This is a genomic window from Polaribacter huanghezhanensis (assembly GCF_030444335.1).
Classification (GTDB): domain Bacteria; phylum Bacteroidota; class Bacteroidia; order Flavobacteriales; family Flavobacteriaceae; genus Polaribacter; species Polaribacter huanghezhanensis.
Genome location: NZ_CP128595.1, coordinates 2,483,245 through 2,504,140, shown reverse-complemented (window position 1 = coordinate 2,504,140; position 20,896 = coordinate 2,483,245). Strand labels below are relative to the sequence as shown.

19 protein-coding genes are annotated in these 20,896 nt (G+C 31.9%); 10 read left to right on the top strand and 9 right to left on the bottom strand.

Features of this window, described 5'->3' with window-relative positions; translation table 11 throughout:
• Window positions 1–36: 36 nt before the first annotated feature.
• The 7 genes from KCTC32516_RS11760 to KCTC32516_RS11730 all read left to right on the top strand — a co-directional run bounded on the left by KCTC32516_RS11760 (window position 37) and on the right by KCTC32516_RS11730 (window position 6,100).
• On the top strand, window positions 37–645 hold the full coding sequence (locus KCTC32516_RS11760) for a fumarylacetoacetate hydrolase family protein (protein WP_301400826.1): 609 nt from the start codon (window positions 37–39) through the stop codon (window positions 643–645).
• A 236-nt stretch (window positions 646–881) separates the two neighbouring features.
• Complete coding sequence (locus KCTC32516_RS11755; RefSeq protein ID WP_301400824.1) at window positions 882–2,132, top strand: competence/damage-inducible protein A; 1,251 nt, start codon at window positions 882–884, stop codon at window positions 2,130–2,132.
• 76 nt (window positions 2,133–2,208) lie between these two features.
• On the top strand, window positions 2,209–2,448 hold the full coding sequence (gene rpmB / locus KCTC32516_RS11750) for a 50S ribosomal protein L28 (RefSeq protein WP_301400822.1): 240 nt from the start codon (window positions 2,209–2,211) through the stop codon (window positions 2,446–2,448).
• 25 nt (window positions 2,449–2,473) lie between these two features.
• Window positions 2,474–2,656 (top strand): 50S ribosomal protein L33, encoded by a 183-nt coding sequence (gene rpmG / locus KCTC32516_RS11745; protein ID WP_301400819.1) that lies wholly within the window; start codon window positions 2,474–2,476, stop codon window positions 2,654–2,656.
• A 12-nt stretch (window positions 2,657–2,668) separates the two neighbouring features.
• On the top strand, window positions 2,669–2,821 hold the full coding sequence (locus KCTC32516_RS11740) for a DUF4295 domain-containing protein (RefSeq protein ID WP_301400817.1): 153 nt from the start codon (window positions 2,669–2,671) through the stop codon (window positions 2,819–2,821).
• 272 nt (window positions 2,822–3,093) lie between these two features.
• Entirely contained in the window at window positions 3,094–4,047 is a 954-nt protein-coding gene (gene ftsY, locus KCTC32516_RS11735) for a signal recognition particle-docking protein FtsY (RefSeq protein WP_301400815.1), read from the top strand.
• A 403-nt stretch (window positions 4,048–4,450) separates the two neighbouring features.
• The gene (locus KCTC32516_RS11730) at window positions 4,451–6,100 is read left to right on the top strand and encodes an amidase family protein (RefSeq protein WP_301400812.1); all 1,650 of its coding nucleotides are present in this window, start codon (window positions 4,451–4,453) and stop codon (window positions 6,098–6,100) included.
• A gap of 89 nt (window positions 6,101–6,189) precedes the next feature.
• On the opposite strand, the gene KCTC32516_RS11725 is transcribed toward KCTC32516_RS11730, so the two are convergent.
• From KCTC32516_RS11725 to KCTC32516_RS11705, 5 genes are all read right to left on the bottom strand, one after another.
• Window positions 6,190–7,764, bottom strand: coding sequence for a serine hydrolase (locus tag KCTC32516_RS11725; RefSeq protein WP_301400810.1), 1,575 nt, complete (start codon window positions 7,762–7,764; stop codon window positions 6,190–6,192).
• A 142-nt stretch (window positions 7,765–7,906) separates the two neighbouring features.
• A complete protein-coding gene (locus KCTC32516_RS11720; RefSeq protein WP_301400808.1) occupies window positions 7,907–8,452 on the bottom strand; it encodes a hypothetical protein in 546 nt (181 codons plus the stop codon).
• Window positions 8,453–8,549: 97 nt separating this feature from the next.
• Window positions 8,550–9,026, bottom strand: a complete 477-nt coding sequence (locus KCTC32516_RS11715; RefSeq protein ID WP_301400806.1) for a nuclear transport factor 2 family protein — start codon at window positions 9,024–9,026, stop codon at window positions 8,550–8,552.
• Between the two features lie 295 nt (window positions 9,027–9,321).
• Complete coding sequence (locus KCTC32516_RS11710; protein ID WP_301400804.1) at window positions 9,322–10,083, bottom strand: hypothetical protein; 762 nt, start codon at window positions 10,081–10,083, stop codon at window positions 9,322–9,324.
• Window positions 10,083–11,063, bottom strand: a complete 981-nt coding sequence (locus KCTC32516_RS11705) for a DNA cytosine methyltransferase (protein WP_301400802.1) — start codon at window positions 11,061–11,063, stop codon at window positions 10,083–10,085. Before KCTC32516_RS11705 ends, KCTC32516_RS11710 begins: the two co-directional genes overlap by 1 nt.
• Window positions 11,064–11,308: 245 nt before the next feature.
• On the opposite strand from KCTC32516_RS11705, the gene rimO reads away from it, so the two are divergent.
• Complete coding sequence (rimO, locus tag KCTC32516_RS11700) at window positions 11,309–12,625, top strand: 30S ribosomal protein S12 methylthiotransferase RimO (RefSeq protein ID WP_301400800.1); 1,317 nt, start codon at window positions 11,309–11,311, stop codon at window positions 12,623–12,625.
• Window positions 12,626–12,771: 146 nt separating this feature from the next.
• Here rimO and KCTC32516_RS11695 read toward each other — a convergent pair whose 3' ends face one another.
• A complete protein-coding gene (locus tag KCTC32516_RS11695) occupies window positions 12,772–15,258 on the bottom strand; it encodes a M14 family metallopeptidase (protein ID WP_301400798.1) in 2,487 nt (828 codons plus the stop codon).
• Window positions 15,259–15,507: 249 nt separating this feature from the next.
• Between KCTC32516_RS11695 and bshC the strand changes: the two genes are divergently transcribed.
• On the top strand, window positions 15,508–17,100 hold the full coding sequence (gene bshC / locus KCTC32516_RS11690; protein WP_301400796.1) for a bacillithiol biosynthesis cysteine-adding enzyme BshC: 1,593 nt from the start codon (window positions 15,508–15,510) through the stop codon (window positions 17,098–17,100).
• A 95-nt stretch (window positions 17,101–17,195) separates the two neighbouring features.
• Complete coding sequence (rlmF, locus tag KCTC32516_RS11685; protein WP_301400793.1) at window positions 17,196–18,056, top strand: 23S rRNA (adenine(1618)-N(6))-methyltransferase RlmF; 861 nt, start codon at window positions 17,196–17,198, stop codon at window positions 18,054–18,056.
• Here rlmF and KCTC32516_RS11680 read toward each other — a convergent pair.
• From KCTC32516_RS11680 to lpdA, 3 genes are all read right to left on the bottom strand, one after another.
• Window positions 18,053–18,676 (bottom strand): hypothetical protein, encoded by a 624-nt coding sequence (locus KCTC32516_RS11680; protein ID WP_301400791.1) that lies wholly within the window; start codon window positions 18,674–18,676, stop codon window positions 18,053–18,055. The genes rlmF and KCTC32516_RS11680 overlap by 4 nt on opposite strands.
• Complete coding sequence (locus tag KCTC32516_RS11675) at window positions 18,676–19,200, bottom strand: beta-galactosidase small subunit-related protein (protein ID WP_301400789.1); 525 nt, start codon at window positions 19,198–19,200, stop codon at window positions 18,676–18,678. The genes KCTC32516_RS11680 and KCTC32516_RS11675 overlap by 1 nt, the downstream gene beginning before the upstream one ends.
• A 167-nt stretch (window positions 19,201–19,367) precedes the next feature.
• Window positions 19,368–20,756 carry a dihydrolipoyl dehydrogenase gene (lpdA, locus tag KCTC32516_RS11670; RefSeq protein WP_301400787.1) on the bottom strand — a complete coding sequence of 463 codons (1,389 nt, stop codon included), beginning with the start codon at window positions 20,754–20,756 and terminating at the stop codon, window positions 19,368–19,370.
• Window positions 20,757–20,896: the final 140 nt, after the last annotated feature.

The following is a 20,896-nucleotide window of genomic DNA, read 5'->3' as shown; positions in this document are numbered from 1 at the left end:
AATCTTTAAATCATTCAATCTTTCAATAAAAGTAAGATGAAAATAATCTGTATTGGGCGCAATTACGCAAAACACATCGAAGAATTAGCAAATGAAAGACCAGAAAATCCGATTATTTTTCTGAAGCCAGATTCTGCTATTTTACCACGTAAAAATCCATTTTTTATTCCACCTTTTTCTAATGATGTACATTATGAAGTGGAGGTTTTGGTAAAAATTAATAAAGTAGGTAAACATATTGAATCAAAATTTGCGCATAAATATTATGATGAAATCGGTTTGGGAATCGATTTTACAGCAAGAGATGTGCAGCAACATTGTAAAGAAAACGGATTCCCTTGGGAAAAAGCAAAAGCTTTTGACGGAAGTGCAGTTGTTGGAGAGTTTTATCCAAAAGAACAATTCGATTTAGAAAATTTAAAATTTCAATTAGATAAAAATGGAGACATTGTTCAAGACGGAAATACCAATGCAATGTTGTGGAAAACGGATGAATTAATTGCTTATGTTTCTCAATATTTTACCTTAAAAAAAGGAGATATTATTTTTACGGGAACTCCAGCTGGAGTAGGAAAAGTTGTCGAAAACGATGTGCTAACCGGAACCATTGAAGGAAAACAAGCATTTCAGATCAGAATAAAGTAGTATTCAGTTATCAGTTATCAGTTATCAGTTATCAGTTATCAGTTATCAGTGAGCAATTAACAGAGTTATCAATGAACAATTAATAGTTAATCAGTAAATAGTTTGTTCGTTCGAGTGTCGCGCCTTTTAGCGTGATGTATCGAGAACACTTAGGTTCAAAAGAAAAAATAAATCACAAAAAGTTAAAAGTAAAACTTTGAGCCTTTGCAACTTTGAATCTTTGCAACTAAAAAAATATGAAAGCAGAAATTATAACCATCGGAGACGAAATTCTTATTGGTCAAATTGTTGATACCAATTCGCAATGGATTGGAGTAGCGTTAAATAAAATCGGAGTTTCGGTCTACCAAATTACTTCGATTCAAGATGACGAGCAACATATTTTAAACGCGTTAAAAGAAGCGCAAGAACGAGCGGATATTGTAATTATTACTGGCGGATTAGGTCCAACAAAAGACGACATCACAAAGAAAACAATCGCTACATATTTTAATGATACAGAATTCATAGAATATCCAGAAGTTGTAGAGCATATCAAAGCATTGTTTCAAAAAATAAATCATCCTTTTAAAGAAGTTCAAAGATATCAAGCGCAATTACCATCAAAAGCTACCTATTTAAAAAATCAATACGGCACAGCACCAGGAATGTGGTTTTACGAAAATGATACTGTTTTTGTGTCCTTGCCCGGCGTTCCTTATGAAATGAAAGGGTTGATGACCAATGAGGTGTTGCCAAGAATTCAACAACAATTTAAACTGCCTTTTATCAGCCATAAAACAATTATGACGTACGGACAAGGAGAAAGTGTGATTGCAGAACGAATTGCAGAAGTAGAAGACAACCTGCCAAAACATATAAAATTAGCGTATTTACCATCTTTCGGAAAAGTAAGATTGCGATTGTCTGGAACTGGAGATGATAAAGAAATTTTAGAAAAAGAATTGCAAGAAAAAATTTCTGAGATTCAGCATTTAATTTCTGATGTGATTGTTGGAGTAGAAGATGGAGATTCCATCGAAAAAAGAGTAGGAGAATTGTTAATTCAGCAACAGAAAACCTTGGCAACAGCAGAAAGTATCACTGGTGGAAGCATTGCTTCAACGTTGGTTTCAGTTCCTGGCGCATCAACTTATTTCAAAGGAAGTTTTGTAAGCTATTCTGCAGTAGCTAAAAAAAGTATGTTGGGGATTTCTGAAAATACCATCGAAAAATTTACAGTTGTCAGTAAAGAAGTAGCAGAAGAAATGGCAATTGCAGCAAGAAATAAATTAAATACAGATTATGCAATAGCTGTTACAGGTAATGCGGGCCCAACAACCGATAAAACCGATAAAACAGTTGGGATTGTTTTTATCGCCTTAGCAACAAAAACAAACGTTATTGTAGAAGAATTTAACTTTGGTCAGCCGAGAGAAAAAGTAATAAATAGAACGGTAAATAAATCCCTAGAAATTTTACAAAAAGAAATTATAAAAAATAGTTGAAATTGTTTTGTTGTATGTGTAAAAATTACTTAAATTTGCACCTCGTTTAGAAATAATACTAAAATACTGTCAGAAGATGTCTAGAGTTTGTGAACTTACAGGAAAAAAAGCAATGGTTGGAAACAATGTTTCTCACGCATTGAACAGAACCAAAAGAAAATTTGACGCGAACCTTATGGTAAAGCGTTTTTATATTCCAGAAGAAGATAAATGGATTACATTAAAAATTTCTGCTTCTGCTTTAAAAAATATTAATAAAAAAGGAATCTCTGCTGTCTTAAAAGAAGCTAGAGCTAACGGATTTTTAACTAAATAATCCGACCTTAAAAAAGGAAACCGAGATGGCAAAAAAAGGAAATAGAGTTCAGGTAATTTTAGAATGTACAGAGCATAAAGCTTCAGGAGAAAGAGGTACTTCTAGATACATTACAACGAAAAATAAAAAGAACACTCCAGACAGATTAGAGGTTAAGAAATTTAACCCAATCTTAAAGAAGATGACCGTTCATAAAGAAATCAAATAAATAGTATAAGTCATGGCAAAGAAATCAGTAGCATCATTACAGACAGGATCAAAGAGATTATCTAAAGCAATCAAAATGGTAAAATCTCCTAAAACAGGAGCTTATACTTTTGTTGAAGCAATTATGGATCCATCTAAAGTAAATGACTTTTTAGCTAAGAAGTAATTACTATACACCCAAAATATACAAAGCTACTTTCTATTGAGAGTAGCTTTTTTTATGTCTAAGATTTACGTACTTTTGGGTGTTACCACGCAAAAAAAAAGCGTGGTCGGGCTTTTCGCTAAATCTTTTTTGAAAAAACAAAAAAGGATATCGCTTCAATCTCTAACCTGCCTGCCGCAGGCAGGCGCAGGTAGCAAATAGAATGACAATTTGACCTAACCACAAAAATGGTATAATTTTTAACACTTTTATATCAGTATAAAATAAAGAACATGAGCTTTTTAAAAAATATATTTTCAAAAGAAAAAAAAGAAACTTTAGACAAAGGATTGGAAAAAACAAAATCTAGTTTCTTTACTAAATTATCAAAAGCAGTTGCAGGGAAATCAACTGTAGATGACGATGTATTAGATAATTTAGAAGAAGTATTAGTAACCTCTGATGTTGGTGTAGATACAACACTAAAAATTATTGATAGAATTGAAGCACGTGTAGCAAAAGATAAATACTTAGGAACTGAAGAATTAAACCAGATTTTAAGAGAAGAAATTGCGGGTCTATTGTCTGAAACAAATGTTGAAGATCAAACCGATTTTACAATTCCGGCAGATAAAAAACCATACGTAATTATGGTTGTTGGTGTAAACGGAGTTGGAAAAACAACTACCATTGGTAAGTTGGCTTCTCAGTTTAAAAAGAAAGGTTTAAAAGTTGTTTTAGGAGCAGGAGATACATTTAGAGCAGCAGCAATCGATCAATTACAAGTTTGGGCAGATAGAGTAAATGTTCCAATTGTACGTCAAGAAATGGGCTCAGATCCAGCTTCTGTGGCGTTTGATACGTTACAATCTGCAAAAGCACAAAATGCAGATGTGGTTATTATTGATACAGCTGGAAGATTACACAACAAGGTCAATTTAATGAATGAGTTGGTAAAGATTAAAATGGTGATGCAAAAAGTGGTTGCAGATGCGCCACACGACGTATTATTAGTGTTGGATGGATCAACCGGACAAAATGCTTTTGAACAAGCAAAACAATTTACAAAAGCAACCGAAGTTACTTCTTTGGCAGTTACCAAATTAGACGGAACAGCAAAAGGGGGCGTTGTCATCGGAATTTCAGATCAGTTTCAAATTCCTGTAAAATATATTGGAGTAGGAGAGGGAATTGATGATTTACAAGTCTTTAACAAACATGAGTTTGTAGATTCTTTTTTTAAATAAACATCTATGTTGTTTACTAATAAAATAAAACTATTCACAATAATTTTATTTGGTTATTCAATCTGGGGAATAGTATATAATATTATTACAATTTATCAAAATAAACTAAACCTTAATAATCCTCTAATTCCGCAAGAATTAGAAAAACTAGCTAATAGTCCACACAATTATTTTATCTATTTGTATTTAGCAATTTTTGTTTATTCATTTTTTTCAATATTATTAAAAACATACAATAAGTATTTTTTAGTATTCTTTATTATAGTTTTAGCTTTATCTTACTTCTTTGAAGAAAATATTTTATATAATTTTAATTATTAGTATTGTTTAAAACTCCTTTCTCATTATAGAAAAGAGTTTCTTTTATAAAAAGAACTATATTTGATTCTTAAATTATCAACCAATGAAAAAAATACTTTTCCTTTTCGCAATTACTTTACTAATTATCTCTTGTAAAGAAGAATCTCCAAAAAAACAATTTAAAAAATATGATGAATCTGCTGAATTAGCAACTCAACAAAAACATCAAAATAAAAGAATGCAATTTAAACTCATACAATCTAAATATTTAGATATGAATGCTGTTTTTGCACCCTTTCAAAAAGAGCTTTCTCAATTTTCAGAAGAAGAATACAATGCATTAAAACCAATGATTTTGGAACAAGACATTCCGACATTACAAACGCATATTAGAAATGGAGATTTTTCCTATGAAAAACTAACATTATTTTATTTATATCGAATTAGAAAGTTTGAAAGTGATAGCACAAAATCGTTAAACTCAATTATTGCATTGAACCCGAATGTATTAGAAGAAGCACGTCAAAAGGACAAAGAAAAAGGAGCAAATTCTGAGTATTCTATTTATGGAATGCCAATATTCTTAAAAGATAATATAGATACCAATGATATGCCAACAACAGCAGGAGCCATTGCGTTGGTAGAAAATAAAAACACAACAGATGCTTTTATTGTAGAGCAATTAAGAGCAAATGGCGCGTTGATTTTAGGAAAAGTAAACTTAAGTGAATGGGCGTATTTTTTCTGTTCTGGTTGTCCGTTGGGATATTCTGCCGTTGGCGGACAAACCTTAAATCCGTACGGAAGAGGAAAATTTGAAACAGGCGGAAGTTCTGCAGGAAGTGGCGTAACCGTTGCAGCAAATTTTGCAGTTGCTGCAGTAGGAACAGAAACTTCTGGTTCAATCACTTCTCCATCTAGTTTAAATTCTGTTGTAGGCTTAAAACCAACCATTGGTGTGTTAAGCAGAAGCGGAATTGTACCTATTTCTAGTACATTAGATACACCAGGACCAATGACAAAAAGTATTATTGATAATGCTATTTTTTTAGAAGCAATGTTTGGATACGATGCAAAAGATGCTGCTTCAATTGACAAAAATTTAAAAGAAAACAAATTTCAAAATGCTATTTTAGAATCTAGTTTAAAAGGGAAACGATTTGGCGTGTTAAAAGGTTTGTTAACCGATTCTATCTACAATGCAACGGTACAGAAAATGAAAAATGCAGGCGCAGAAATAATAGAAATTAACCCAGAAAGAGCACAATTTAAAGGTTTTACAACCTTGTTAAATATTGATATGAAACACGATTTACCAAGTTATTTGGTAAATTATGCAGATAAAAATGTCACTGTAAAATCAGTAAAAGATGTCACACTTTTTAATTTACAAGATTCTATTTTACGTGCTCCATACGGACAGCAGTTATTTGATGGAATTGTAAAAGATACAACAACCTTAGAAGAATTAGAAGTCGTAAAAAAGGGATTAACATCTGAAGGAGTGAAATTTTTACAAGATTTATATGATAAAAAATTAGATGCTATTTTATCAATTAATAATTACCATTCTGGTGTTGCTGCAGTTGCAAAATATCCAACATTAACTGTGCCAATGGGGTATAAAAATAATGGAGAACCAATTAGTTTAACTTTTATTGGAAAACCATTTTCTGAACGAACTTTGTTAAAAGCTGGTTATGCTTTTGAGCAATTGACAAAAGCGAGAAAGGTTCCGAAAAACTATGAATAAATAAACGATTAACTCATTAAAAAAAACTCCTTTCTGAAATTTAGAAAGGAGTTTTTTTATGTAATAAGTTACCAACTACTAATTCCTAACTACTTCTTAACCCGTTTTAAATCTAAGTCTTGAAAATCAAAGCTAAAATCGATGTTTGGAGATATTCCTCTCATCTTTATTCGTACAGCTTTTCCTTCTTCATCCAGTGTAAACATTGCTAAAGCATCTGCAGGCATGTCTTGATAATTCCATTTAATTGCAAAAGTATTTGCTTTGTAGAAAGACATTTCGCCTGTTAATTTTGGAGAACGTACCGATGCAAACCATAATTTATTATTTTTCTCATAAATCTTAATCTTCCCAAACCAATTGTCTTTGTATGTTCCAATATAATCAGAGTGTTTAATGTGATTTGAATTTGCTTTCGCAACGGTATTCCAAACGGCTTTAGTTACAGCATCACTTTGGGCTGCATTTTTTTGAAGGTTTTTTTCCATAAGAGAAATCCAATCTGTTTTTTTAATCCCTAAATAAGCATCCATAATTTCATTAGGAATTGTCCAAAAACTATTTCCTCCTGGAGCTGTGTTTGTCAATACAACGATTCCCACATTTAACTCTGGAATTAAAATTGTTCTTGAAAGCATTCCTGGTAAGCCGCCAGTGTGTTCAATCGTTAGATAGCCTCCTTTGTCACTGATTCGCCAACCCAATCCGTAAGCATTAAAATGTGTTTTATATGGAGGTTTTGGGTTTACATTAAATCCAATATTGGTGTGTGGTTTCCAAAGTTCGTCATGGCTTTTTTTAGAAATCATTGTTTTGCTAAAATCGTTGCCGTATTTCCCATTGTTCAAATGCATGATTAGCCATTTACTCAAATCGTTTACACTTGTATAAATTCCGCCAGCAGCTCCTAAAGATTCATCATTTTTAATATAATGTTCAAGTTGATTTAGTTTGCCATTTTCTGCTGAATGTGGAAAAGCCACATTGCTTTTGTCTTTTAAACGTTGATACACACCTGCCGATCGTTGCATTCCTAATGGTTTCATGATGTTAGTTTCTACAAATTTAGCCCAACTCATTCCACTAACTCTAGCAACAACTTCTCCAGCAACAACGTACAATAAATTGTCATAATCGTATTTTGTTCTAAAAGCCGATGTTGGTTTTTGATATTGAAAACTATTGAGTACATCTTTAATATTAAAATCAGATCCGTCAGGAAAAAACATCAAATCTCCTGCACCCAAACCAAGTCCACTCCTATGCGTTAGTAGATCTTGAATGTTGAAATTTTCTGTTACATACGAATCGTACATTTTAAATTCTGGAATATAATCTACCACTTTATCCAACCAATTTAATTTTCCTTGATCAACCAACATTGCCAAAGCTGTTGTTGTAAAAGCTTTAGAGTTGGATGCAATGGCAAAAAGAGTATTTTTATTTACTTTTTCTTTGGTGTTGTTAGAAGTAACTCCGTAGCCTTTTAAGTGCACTATTTTATTGTCTTTAAGAACAACAACTGCAACTCCTGCATTTGGGCCAATTGACATGGCTTTTTTTACAATAGAATCTATTTGATTAGAAGTATAGGCTTGACTAAATGTAGGCTGTGCTATAAATAAACACAGCATTGTGATGAGTAGAAATTTTGCTTTTTTCATGGGTTTGATTTTGAGAGTTGTAATCTTAGTTCCCAAAGTTACCAAAAATGGATGAATAACAAAATGGTGTACTTGTAAAGAAAAACTCCATGCTAAATTTGAACATGGAGTTTTTTATGATTTTCGAAGATGTGTCTTAACATCATACTATTCTAATTCCAAGAAATTGGTCGTAAAGTATTAAAAAAGAACTTGCGAACATTACAATTAAATAAGTTCCCAGTTGAAACCTCCAATTTAGAGAATACTTTTTTGAAATTTTATAGATCATAAAAAATAAAAGACTGCTGACCAATATGGGCAAAGTAAAAAAACCGATTCCCAAAAAGGCACTTATTCGACCTTCATCATTTGGATTTATAAAATTCATCAATCCCGCTAAAAGGCGCATATAAAACGCAGTAAATAAAAAGGCATAAAGATATTTATTCCAATTCTGAGTTTTAAGAATAATAAAAACTATAAACCCTTGTAAAAAGGTTACTATGGGGCCAGAAGCCGAAATAAAAAGGGTATGCCAATCCGTCGGATTTTGACCGTTCACAAGTGATGTTCCGTTTATACTCATGCTGGCTTTATATCCCAGCAACTCACTTGTCAACCAATGAGCAAATTCATGAATACTCCATGTGAAAATCACAGCAATTATAATTGCTAAAACGTACTTAAATGTTATCTTTTTATCCATTATCTTTATGTTTTTATTTAATGAAGATATTCTTACAGTTTTTAAGTTACCTTGTCAAACAAGTCATAATTACTAAAACTATTAAAAATATTTAGTACTAAACAGGCTCATGATCGTAGCTTACTGTTCGTTTTATAATCCAAGAACCCTCTTTTTTTTCCCAGATAATAATAAATTTTCCTCTTTGTACTTTTTTACCATCTTCATAAAATTCATGAACCCCTATTTCTACAGCACCATAATTTCCTAAAACATGTACCGTAGCACTCATCAATTTTCGAGTTACAGCGAAAGGTCTAGAACATCTGTCTTTAAAAGAAGCTATTTCTACTTTATAAGAGGTATTAAGCCCAGAACGATCATCATAAAACTCTATTTTTGGAGACATTATTTTCTTATAGAGTTTTAAATCACATTTATTAAATGCAACATTAAAAAATAAGTTGTCCATTTTTAGAATCTCCTGTTGTAATGAATTTTTGGTTATTGAATTTTCTGCTTTTTGCGAGAAAATAGTGTTTGTAAATAAAAAAGAAAGGAGTAATGCGTAATTGAAAATTTTTGTTGTTTTCATTGTCTTAAATGTTTTATGTGATAACATCAAGACGATAAAGCGAAATTATTGTTACTTTAAAATGAGTGTTTTAACATTTTAAAATGTTTGTGTGCTGCTGTAATTTACTTATAATAAGTGGATTATTTATGGAAAAGTTTCTTGCATTAATAGTTAATTGGTTATCAAAAAAAAGAGAAATAATGAAATGGTGTATTTGTAAACAAAAACTCCATGTTAAATTTTAGCATGGAGTTTTTAAAAATTTAAATTTTGAGAAGTAGAATAGAGTTAGTAATTAACTTTATACCTAGTTTTACTTGTGTTCAATTGTTACCCAAGTTTTATCAAATCCTATAGCCTTCAGTATTTTGACTTTATCAAGTTTCTCAGGTTGCTTTATTTTCAGTATTAAAGTTTTTTCAGGTACAATCTCTGTAATTGTAAATTGAGAACCATGAGGTTGCCAAGTGAAACGCTTATTAGTACTTTTGTGTTCAACACCTTTTTCGTAACCTTCCAAGTTTCCATTCTTGTTCCAAATAAATTCATACAAATCGTAATCATATCTTACAGTATCAAATTCGAAAACTGCAACTTGCGATAAATCATTTGATTTAACAAGTACAACAGTTCTAAGATGCTTAAACTTTTCTCGAATAGCAGATACTCTTTCGTTCCAAATTTCTAAAACTTGTTCTCCAATAACATTAGGGTTGGCATTCGTGTCTATTGTTCCCCCGTAAGAATATACAGGCGAATTTCTACCTGAAATTAGTCTAATTTGTTTTAGTTTCTTAAAATCTTTTAAGTTTGACTTTACTGTTTTCGCACCCCAAGCAGTATTACCCATAACAACGTCATCTAAACCTACATTTGAAGGTTTCCAATTCGCTCCAATACATTTGGAAAAGATTTGTTCCCATTCGTCGCCTTGCAAATCTGGTCTGCCTTTACTTGCAAGTAAATAAACAATTTCTTGACCTAAAATATATGGAAAATCAGTATTAAATTTATTTAATGGATAAGCTGAAACGGACTTTGTTACAGTTCTTAATTTTGGTAATTGTTTTGCCATTAACTAGGATTGTATTGTAAGTCATATTCTATTAAAACTGATGTTTGATCTAAACTCGTAGCAACATATGGTAGAAGTTTTTCCACAACTGCTTTTATCATATTAACAGGGACAGCGTTTCCAGCTTGTTTCTTAGCTTGAGCATCACTTACTATGATTTTATACCAATCAGGAAACCCTTGTAATCTAAACATTTCTCTTGGTGTTAGTCTTCTTTCTCCATTTACTAGAAGATAATTATGAGAAGCACCTGAACGAAGCGCACAAGAATATGGATAAGAACAGACGTTCCCAGATTTGTTTTCGTGCCATATAGATGGATAGTAAGAAGATTTATGTTTATCCTTTCTTTTTTCTCTTATATATTCAGACGCAAAATATTTGTCTTCAACTTTTTTTTCTAAAATTTCTTTTAGAGATTTATATGGTTTTTCGGGATTTGGAAAAGTAAACATTATTGGTTCGCGATGACCAACTATAACAACTCTTTCGCGTTTTTGAGGTAATCCATAATCTAAAGCGTTTAAAACGCTATATTGAACGTGATATCCTATGTCTTTTAATGCTTGTACGATTACTTTTAATGTTTTTCCTCCATCGTGACCGACAAGTTGCTTTACATTTTCTAAAATAAATGCTTTTGGCTCTTTCTCTTTAATTATGCGAGCAATATCAAAAAACAAAGTTCCTCTTGTATCGTCCATTCCTTTCATTTGTCCAATTATACTAAACGGTTGACAAGGAAATCCACCAAAAAGAATATCGTGGTCGGGAATTTCTTTTTCATCGATTTGAGTAATGTCTCCAGCAGGTCTTTCTCCAAAGTTGGTTTCATAACTGTCTTGAGCATACTTGTCTATGTCAGAAGAAAAAACACATTCAGATTGAATGCCATTTTCCTCACAAGCCTCTTCAAAGGCTACTCTGAAACCTCCAATTCCACAAAAGAGGTCGATGAATTTTAATTTTTCTTTGTACATAGCGTAAAGGTGATTTTTTAAAGAATTTAATTTAGATTCTATTATTTTAATAAACATCTGAAAGTTAATCAAAATTTAGCATAATTTAAAAGAATATAATTTCGTTTTAATAAATTCTATTCATAATTACCAAAGTTACCAAAAATCACTTTAAAATTAACTAAAGTTTTTCCCTCATTATTAACATTCTAAATATGTTTAAAAACGTAGATTAAGATTGTATCTTTGCATTTTAAAATAAAAATATGCGTACAAAAACCATCAAGCAAAACAAGATCAATGTAGTTACATTGGGCTGTTCTAAAAATGTATATGATAGTGAGGTTTTAATGGGACAATTAAAAGCCAACGGAAAAGATGTGGTTCATGAAGATGAAAATGACGAAGGAAATATTGTGGTAATTAATACCTGTGGTTTTATTGGGAAAGCCAAAGAAGAATCTATTGATACTATTTTGCATCACGCGCAGCGTAAAGAAGCTGGAGAAATTGATAAGGTTTTTGTAACGGGTTGTTTAAGTGAGCGTTATAAACCAGATTTAGAAAGAGAAATTAAAAATGTAGATCAGTATTTTGGTACGCACGATTTGCCAAATTTATTAAAGGTTTTAGAAGCAGATTATAAACACGAATTGATTGGTGAACGTTTAACAACAACACCAAAACATTACGCCTATTTAAAAATTGCAGAAGGTTGCGATCGTCCGTGTTCGTTTTGTGCGATTCCGTTAATGCGTGGAAAACACATTTCTACTCCGATTGAAGATATCATTACAGAAGCTACAAAATTAGCCGAAAAAGGAATCAAAGAAGTGATGTTAATCGCGCAAGATTTAACCTATTACGGATTAGATATTTATAAAAAACGTGCTTTAGCAGATTTGTTACTTGCTTTGACAAAAGTAGAAGGCATCGAATGGATACGAATGCATTATGCGTTTCCAACTGGTTTTCCGATGGATGTTTTGGAAGTGATGAAAAACGAACCAAAAGTGTGTAATTATTTAGACATTCCGTTGCAACACATCAACACCGAATTGTTAAAATCGATGAAACGTGGAACTACGCACGAAAAAACAACTTCGTTGATTCATAAGTTTAGAGAAACCGTTCCAGAAATGGCAATTAGAACAACGTTGATTGTTGGGTATCCTGGAGAAACAGAAGAAATGTTTCAAGAATTAAAAGATTGGGTAGAAGAAATGCGTTTTGAGCGTTTGGGTGCTTTTGAATATTCTCACGAAGAAAATACGGGCGCTTATGTGTTAGAAGATGATGTTCCTGAAGAGGTAAAGTTTAAAAGAGTCAACGAAATTATGGAAGTTCAATCTCAGATTTCTTGGGAACTGAATCAAGAAAAAGTTGGTAAAACATTCCGTTGTTTGTTTGATAGAAAAGACGGAGAATATTTCTACGGACGGACAGAATTTGATTCGCCAGATGTAGATAACGACGTAATTGTTGATGCAACTAAACATTATATAAAAATAGGTGAGTTTATTGATGTAAAAATTGATGAAGCTGGAGATTACGACTTATACGGAACACCGATAGTTCAATAAAAATAAAAAAGCTCGCAATTTGCGAGCTTTTTTATTGTAAGAAATGTCTCCTCGAGCACTATTAAAAATTGAAATATATTCCAATTTGAAGATAAATGCGCAGCTTAAAAGAGGTTAATAGTTCTCGACTCCGCTCGAACGGACAATTACAATTTCTTCATACTTGGATTTGTATAGAAGATTGCATTTGCAAAAAACAATTTTCCATTATCCCAAAATGCTCTAAACAAAGGATTGTCAATCATATAAATTACGCTTCCTCTACCAATATTTTCTTCACCAAAAATTAATGATTTTGCTAAGTTTTTATCAGCTTTGGTTCCTACAAATCCAGAAAATACAGTATTGTTTTCTAAACGAACAACATTATATCCATCTTCTAAATAATCATAAGATCTAGCGCCTTGTTTTAAGGTAAAATAAGCATCGCCATACCCAAAACCTAAGGGATGAGAATTGTCCACTTTCGTTTTAAAAATAGCGCCGGTAATACTTCCTTTAATACTTTCTCTTTCTAAATCTTCGTAATTAATCAACTCAACATCTTTATCAGATCTGTCTTTATCGTCTTTGTCAGATTTCGTTTTTAATCCAAAACTTTTTTTATTTGCAAAAATACTGTTGGCACCACCAATGGCAATTACTTTTCCTCCGCTTCTAATCCATGATGTTAGTTTAGCTAATTCACTTTTACTAAATTTACCGTAATAACCATTCGGAATTACCAATGTGTGGTAATTTTCTAACATGCTTACAGAAAAATCAGAAGTATTAATTGCCGTAAACGGATAGTTGATTTCTTTTTCGAAAAAATATTGGATTTCTCCATAACTTAATGATGAAGTACCTTGTCCAGAAAGCACTGCAATTTTTTGATTTTTAAGTTCTCTAACATCAGATGAACCCATATCTGGACCTTTATCAGAAAAACCCGTGTTGATTGAATTTGCAAATTTGTGATGCATATTTGCAATAGCAACTAATGTTTGATCAAAATCTTTGATGTGTTTATTATCACTACGAGTCACAATTAAACTTCCGGTTTTTAACTTTTTACCAGAATTGATCATTTCTTTTCTGTTAAAACGAACTCTAAAATTTTGTTTTAAAATATCAGCTAATAATGCGGCATCAGAAATATGATTCCACTCAAATGTATACGCATACGCATTGTAATTTGGAGTTGCCAAATTTGGTTGCATTTTACTTGAATTAGCCGCTACTAATCGTTCACTAGCAATCGCTTTAAAACCGTAAGCATAAGGTAATGACCAAGCGGTAATGTCGTAGGTAATAGAATCACTTAATTTTGCAACTGGTTCAAACAATGCTTTCACCAATCTTCCTTTTGGTTGATTTGTAGAAACAACCAAATCACTAGAAGAAGGTTTCATGTTTCCTTTTGCTCTTGTATCATAATCATACCCAGAAACTGATTTTCCTTCAGCAAAACCATAGGTAATTTCGTGTCTGTCTAACAACTCCATTAACTTGTTCGTTTTGCTTTTATTTCCGTGTAAAACATAACTTTTGTATTTAAAATCGTTCAGTTTAAAGTATTTTTTAAATTCAGCATTAATTTGACCAATGTTTTTTGAAGCCATCTCAACGGTAGAAATTCCTGTAGTTGTATGGTGAATCAATCGATCCCAAAGCGTTAAAGCTTCTCCATCAGATTTTGTGATTCCCAATCCAGCTCTTCCTCCACCAGCTTGCTCGTACGTCATTCCAATACTACCAACATAAGTTGGATAGGTATCACCATAACTTGGATATAACAAATCAAAACTCTCTTTTGTAAAATAATACCAACCATTTTTATCGAAATATTTTGCATTATTTTTTCCAATCTGAGTTTGAAAATTACGTTGCCAATCTGTAATTACTTCATGATAAGGTTCTACAGCAGGAGCAAAATAATAGGGATTGTTGATGCCTTGTTCATGAAAATCTACATGAATATGAGGTAACCATTTATTATACACTTTTAAACGTTGTTGCGTTTCAACTTGCGTTGCCCAAGCCCAATCTCTATTCAAATCAAATAAGTAATGATTTGGTCTTCCGCCCGGCCAAGGTTCACTATGTTCTCTAGCATCAGGATTTACATTATTTGGTGAAGCCACTACTTGATTGTACCAATTTGCATACCGGTCTCTTCCGTCAGGATTGATACAAGGATCGATAATTACAATAGTATTTTCTAAATAATTGCTGTTTTCTGTTATCAATTTATACAATGTTAGCATTGATGCTTCTGTAGAAGAGGCTTCGTTTCCGTGCACATTATAACTCAACCAAACAATCGCTTTGTCTTTTAATTCAGATGTGTGTTCGATACCAGCACTTGTTAAATGTTGTTTGCGAATAGTTTCTAAATTTTTAATATTTTCAACAGAAGAAACATAAGCGATTGCTAAGGTTCTTAGCTCGTTGGTTTTTCCGTATTCTTGAAATTTTACTTTGTCTGTGTTTTCAGAAATGTATTTAAAATAGTCAACTACTTTATGATGTCTCGTAAAACGAGAACCTAATTTGTATCCTAAAAACTCGCTTGGAGTCTGAAGTTTTTGTGCAGTTAATTGAAATGAAATAATTGAAATGAAAAGAAAGAATATCGACTTGTGCTTCATTTTATGGATAGTTTTTTGATTAGCTTTTTCAAATCTACTTGTAATTATTTAGATATCAAATTTTACAACTAAGAAAGCGTTAAAAATGTGTTAGATTGATTTGCTAATTTCGAGCAACCACCAAAAAATTGTATTTTTATAAAAATTATTATTAATAAGATTTCTAATATGAAAAGTGATTGTGATTGTTTAAGTTTCAATACTTCTATAAATATATTGTTTAACATGGATAAAGAGAGTAAGTTATAGATGAAAGTGACGCAAATTCCTTTTCAGAAAACAGGGTTTTTCTCTAAGATCATGATTGATTATGTGGCGCAAAAAGAAGCAATACAACCATTTTACACTAATTTTTCTGATGTAAACGGATTTAAAAATCAATTAGAAGAAAAACGAGCTTCTTTTTCTTTAGAAACTAGAAAAGTATTGGTTTCTGCCTTGAAAAATCAATATAAAAATGTTGCTATTTCAGAAGAAACTCAACAACATATTGATGCACTTTCACAAGCAAATACATTTACAGTCACAACAGGTCATCAATTAAATTTGTTTACCGGGCCGTTGTATTTCTTATATAAAATTATTTCTACAATCAATTTAGCAGAAGCATTACAAGAACAATTTCCTGCGGATCATTTTGTGCCTATTTATTGGATGGCAACAGAAGATCATGATTTTGATGAAATCAATTATTTTAATTTCAACAATAAAAAAATCCAATGGAAAAGAAATGATGGTGGAGCAGTGGGACATTTTTCTACTGAAGGATTGAAAGAAGTTTTTGAGCAATTTTCAGCAACATTAGGAAGCACCAAAAATGCTGATTTTTTAAGAGATTTATTTACAAAAGGATATATAGAACACAACACATTAGCGGAAGCAACAAGGTATATTGCCAATCAATTATTTGCAAAATACGGTTTGGTAATTGTTGATGGAGACGATCAGCAATTAAAGCAATTATTTGCTCCATTTGTTGCGCAAGAATTGCAAGAACAAGTGTCTTATACTGCCGTTACAAGCACGATAAAAGAGTTAGAAAAAAACTATAAAGTACAAGTAAATCCGAGAGAAATCAACTTGTTTTATTTGAGTGAAGACTCTAGAGAACGCATTGTTTTTGAAAACGGAGTTTACAAAGTAAACAATACAAAAAGCACTTTTTCTAAAGAAGAAATTCTAGAAGAATTAAGAGAAAAGCCACAATTATTTTCACCAAATGTTATTATGCGACCGTTGTATCAAGAAGTTGTTTTGCCAAACCTAGCCTATATTGGTGGAGGTGGAGAATTAGCGTATTGGTTACAATTAAAAGATTATTTTAATACTGTTTCTGTTCCTTTTCCGATTTTAGTGTTGCGAAATTCTGTTCAAGTAATTTCTGCGAAACAACAAAAAAAGTTAGATAATTTAAGTATTTCAACAGAAGAATTGTTTTTAAAGAAAGATGATTTATTAAAGTTGAAAATCAATGAGAATTCAGATATTTCTTTTAATTTTTTAGATGCAAAAACTTTATTAGAACAACAGTTTTATATGTTAAGAAGAGTGGCAAATGAAACTGATGAATCTTTTGTTGGAGCAGTAAGTGCGCAAGAGAAAAAGCAATTAAACGGATTAGACAATTTAGAAAAACGGTTGTTAAGAGCAGAAAAAAGAAAACAAAAAGAGTTGGTTTTAAGAATCAGAGAATTAAAAGAACAATTATTTCCGAATCAAGGTTTAGAAGAGCGTCAACGCAATTTTTCTGAGTATTATTTAGAATATGGCGACACATTTATTGACGCTTTAAAATCAATATTAAAACCATTGGATTTAAAATTTACAATCCTAGAAGTCTAATTTAATATAAATGTCTCCTCGAGCGCAGTCGAGAGGTTATTGTATTATCGGTACTTAAATAGGTCTCGACTGCGCTCGACCTGACACGTTAACTTATGAAAGAAAAAGGGCTTCATCCCAATAATAAATTTAATAAAGGATATGATTTTGATGATTTAATCATTAAAAACCCTTTGTTAAAAGAGTTTGTTACTAAAAATAAATTTGATGCAATTACGATTGATTTTTCAAATCCAAAAGCAGTTAAAGAACTGAACAAAGCATTATTATTTACTTATGATAAAATTTCTGTTTGGGAATTTCCAGACGAAAATTTATGTCCACCAATCCCAGGGAGAGTAGATTATATCCATCATTTAAATGATTTGTTAAAAGATGAAAAAGATGTAACTGTTTTAGATATCGGAACTGGAGCAACATGTATTTATCCGTTGTTAGGAAATGCAGTATACGGCTGGAATTTTGTAGGAACCGACATCGATTTAGATTCCTTAGATGCTGCACAAGATATTATTGATGATAATAAGTTAGACCCACAGATTTTATTACGTCAACAGTTTGATGAAAATAATATTTTAACAGGGGTTATAGAATCAGAAGATGCTTTTACAGCAGCAATGTGTAATCCGCCATTTTATAAATCTGCCGAAGAGGCGAGAGGAGCAAACAGAAGAAAAACTAGAAATTTAGGGACAAATGCAGTGCGTAATTTTGCAGGGAACAATAACGAATTGTGGTATGTTGGCGGAGAGAAAGCTTTTTTACACAATTATTTATATCAAAGTTCTCTGTATAAAAAACAAGTAACTTGGTTTACGAGTTTGGTTTCTAAAAAAGAAAATGTAGAAAGTTTACAGAAATCAGCAAAGAAATTAGGTGCAACAACTTTTAAAGTAATTCCGATGTATCAAGGAAATAAAGTGACAAGAATCGTTGCTTGGTCTTATCAAAATTAATCTTCATTTATAAAAATCGGATCTTTTAGTTGTTTCTTTTTCACCCAAATACTCAATAAAAAATTAATTCCCATATGCAAAGCAACCAAACAAAGTACTGCATACAACGGAACGCCTAAAAATTGATACGGCCAAGAATAGGTCCAAACCCCTAAGTTTATCGTGATGACTTCTCCGTAAGCAGGAAAAAATGCGGCAATACAAATAGCCAGCCACGTTTTATGACTCATCTTTTTTAACTGTAACGAAACAATTAATTTTGTTTCTAACACATAAATAAATCGAAAAGCAAACATCCACGCAAATGGCAACCAATAGGGTAATTGTCTGTTGTTTGTTAAATCGTGATATTCCCAAAAACCATTTGTTACGCCCCAAATTTCTGCACAAATTCCTAGAATTCCGGTAATGATCATTCCTATTAATAAAACCCAATTTTTAGAAATTCTATTCAAGTAATTCCTGTATAAAAACACAAGTAGGTAACTAAATAGCAACAAGCCAACCCAAAAGTCATATTCGTGAAAAACTCCAATAATAATCCCAGGAATCGTAATTTTTACTGTAGCGATAGCCAACGCTTTAAAAGTTTCCTTTTTTTGATTTTTGGTAAATGCCATTATTTAAATTGCTGTTGTAATTCCACAAATTTTTCTATTGTTCCACTTGTAAACGGAATTAAATAAAAAGAATACGAATATTTTTTATTCCTTTTTAATTGATATTTTTCTTGTGGTTTTGCTCCCCAACTATCATCACCACCTAAACCTCTTTGTACTAAATCTATATTTAGCTGCACTAAATTTTGCTCTTTTATATCTGTTGTATGCTTGCTAAAATTAGCTTTTTTATTTTCTTTCGTATAATCTAAATCATTGGTAATATCAAGATCTTCATTTGGCATGTGTAAGGCAGAAATACTCAAGTCTTTTTGCGAAGGAGAAGAAATTAACAAGCCGTTTTCTTGTGGGCGTATATAAGGAACATAAAAAGCAGAAACAGTCGTTTTAAAAACATCTATAAATGTTGATGATTTTCTGTCTTGATAATTCTTCCAAGGACCACGGCCATAATAGGTAACCTTGTTAAATTCTTTCGGAATTTGCATGTGCATCTTCTTTGTTTTCAGAAATAACTTGCTCATTTTCTATATAATGCCAAATGTTTTTTGTTGACTATATCCAACACTAAAAATTAAAAGAAAGAGTAGAAGTAAAGTGAGTTTTTTCATGAAAAATTATTGAAGTTTCAAATATAAAAAAACCGAAGCAGTAAAACTTCGGTTTTTTGTAAATATATTTTTCTAAAATTTTATAAATGAATCACTTCATCATAAGCATCTGCAACAGCTTCCATAACCGCTTCACTCATTGTTGGATGTGGGTGAATTGTTTTTAACACTTCATGTCCAGTAGTTTCTAATTTTCTTCCTAAAACTGCTTCTGCAATCATGTCTGTAACTCCAGCACCAATCATATGGCAACCTAACCATTCGCCATATTTAGCATCAAAAATTACTTTTACAAATCCGTCTGGAGTTCCAGCTGCTTTTGCTTTTCCAGATGCAGAGAATGGAAATTTCCCGATTTTTAATTCGTAACCAGCTTCTTTTGCTTGTTCTTCTGTCATTCCAACAGAAGCAATTTCTGGAGTTGCATAGGTACAACCAGGAATATTTCCGTAATCAATTGCTTCGGTATCTAAACCTGCAATTTTTTCTACACAAGTAATTCCTTCTGCCGAAGCAACGTGTGCCAATGCCGGACCAGGAACCACATCACCAATAGCATAATAACCAGGTAAATTAGTTTGGTAAAAATCGTTTACCAAAATCTTATCTCTATCTGTTACAATTCCAACATCTTCCAATCCGATGTTTTCAATATTTGTTTTAATTCCTACTGCTGATAAAACGATATCCGCTTCTAGAATTTCTTCTCCTTTTTTAGTTTTTACAGTTGCTTTAACGCCTTTGCCAGAAACATCTACAGCTTCTACAGAAGAATTTGTCATCACTTTAATTCCTGCTTTCTTGATAGAACGTTCAAATTGTTTAGAAACATCTTTATCTTCTAACGGAACTACATTTGGTAAAAACTCTACAATAGTTACATCAGTTCCCATTGAATTATAAAAATGAGCAAATTCAACTCCAATGGCACCAGAACCTACAACAATAATAGATTTTGGTTGTGTTGGTAAGCTCATCGCTTCCCTATAACCAATTACTTTTTTACCATCTTGTGGTAAGTTTGGTAATACTCTAGAGCGCGCTCCAGTTGCAATAATAATATGATCAGCACTATATTCAGTTACTTTACCGTCTTCGGCAGTAACATCTACTTTTTTACCCGTTTTTATCTTTCCAAAACCATCAATAATATCGATTTTGTTTTTCTTCATTAAAAAAGCAACACCTTTGCTCATTCCGTCTGCAACACCACGACTTCTTTTGATAACTGCTTCAAAATCTTTATCAATTGCTTCCGCTTTTAATCCGTAGGCATCTACATGCTTTAAATAATCATAGACTTGTGCAGATTTTAACAATGCTTTTGTAGGAATACAACCCCAATTTAAACAGATTCCACCTAAGTTTTCTTTTTCAACTACTGCAACTTTAAAGCCTAATTGTGAAGCTCTAATTGCTGTAACATAACCTCCAGGTCCACTTCCTATAATAATGATGTCGTATTTCATGTTTCTTTATTTAATGATTTAAAATTAAAAAATTCAATAAGTATTGAGTCTTTTAATCCTTTAATTTTTTAATTCTTTGGGCGTTCGAGCGGGCTTTCACTACTCGCTTCACGCTGAAAAAGCGTGAGAGCTCAAACATA

Coding starts and splice junctions, on each gene's coding strand:
- KCTC32516_RS11725 (WP_301400810.1), bottom strand. CDS start 7,764: ATGAAAAAAGCAAAATTTCTACTCATCACAATGCTGTGTTTATTTATA.
- rpmG (WP_301400819.1), top strand. CDS start 2,474: ATGGCAAAAAAAGGAAATAGAGTTCAGGTAATTTTAGAATGTACAGAG.
- lpdA (WP_301400787.1), bottom strand. CDS start 20,756: ATGAAATACGACATCATTATTATAGGAAGTGGACCTGGAGGTTATGTT.
- KCTC32516_RS11715 (WP_301400806.1), bottom strand. CDS start 9,026: ATGAAAACAACAAAAATTTTCAATTACGCATTACTCCTTTCTTTTTTA.
- rlmF (WP_301400793.1), top strand. CDS start 17,196: ATGAAAGAAAAAGGGCTTCATCCCAATAATAAATTTAATAAAGGATAT.
- KCTC32516_RS11760 (WP_301400826.1), top strand. CDS start 37: ATGAAAATAATCTGTATTGGGCGCAATTACGCAAAACACATCGAAGAA.
- rimO (WP_301400800.1), top strand. CDS start 11,309: ATGCGTACAAAAACCATCAAGCAAAACAAGATCAATGTAGTTACATTG.
- KCTC32516_RS11710 (WP_301400804.1), bottom strand. CDS start 10,083: ATGGCAAAACAATTACCAAAATTAAGAACTGTAACAAAGTCCGTTTCA.
- bshC (WP_301400796.1), top strand. CDS start 15,508: ATGAAAGTGACGCAAATTCCTTTTCAGAAAACAGGGTTTTTCTCTAAG.
- KCTC32516_RS11680 (WP_301400791.1), bottom strand. CDS start 18,676: ATGGCATTTACCAAAAATCAAAAAAAGGAAACTTTTAAAGCGTTGGCT.
- ftsY (WP_301400815.1), top strand. CDS start 3,094: ATGAGCTTTTTAAAAAATATATTTTCAAAAGAAAAAAAAGAAACTTTA.
- rpmB (WP_301400822.1), top strand. CDS start 2,209: ATGTCTAGAGTTTGTGAACTTACAGGAAAAAAAGCAATGGTTGGAAAC.
- KCTC32516_RS11675 (WP_301400789.1), bottom strand. CDS start 19,200: ATGAGCAAGTTATTTCTGAAAACAAAGAAGATGCACATGCAAATTCCG.
- KCTC32516_RS11740 (WP_301400817.1), top strand. CDS start 2,669: ATGGCAAAGAAATCAGTAGCATCATTACAGACAGGATCAAAGAGATTA.
- KCTC32516_RS11730 (WP_301400812.1), top strand. CDS start 4,451: ATGAAAAAAATACTTTTCCTTTTCGCAATTACTTTACTAATTATCTCT.
- KCTC32516_RS11755 (WP_301400824.1), top strand. CDS start 882: ATGAAAGCAGAAATTATAACCATCGGAGACGAAATTCTTATTGGTCAA.
- KCTC32516_RS11720 (WP_301400808.1), bottom strand. CDS start 8,452: ATGGATAAAAAGATAACATTTAAGTACGTTTTAGCAATTATAATTGCT.
- KCTC32516_RS11695 (WP_301400798.1), bottom strand. CDS start 15,258: ATGAAGCACAAGTCGATATTCTTTCTTTTCATTTCAATTATTTCATTT.
- KCTC32516_RS11705 (WP_301400802.1), bottom strand. CDS start 11,063: ATGTACAAAGAAAAATTAAAATTCATCGACCTCTTTTGTGGAATTGGA.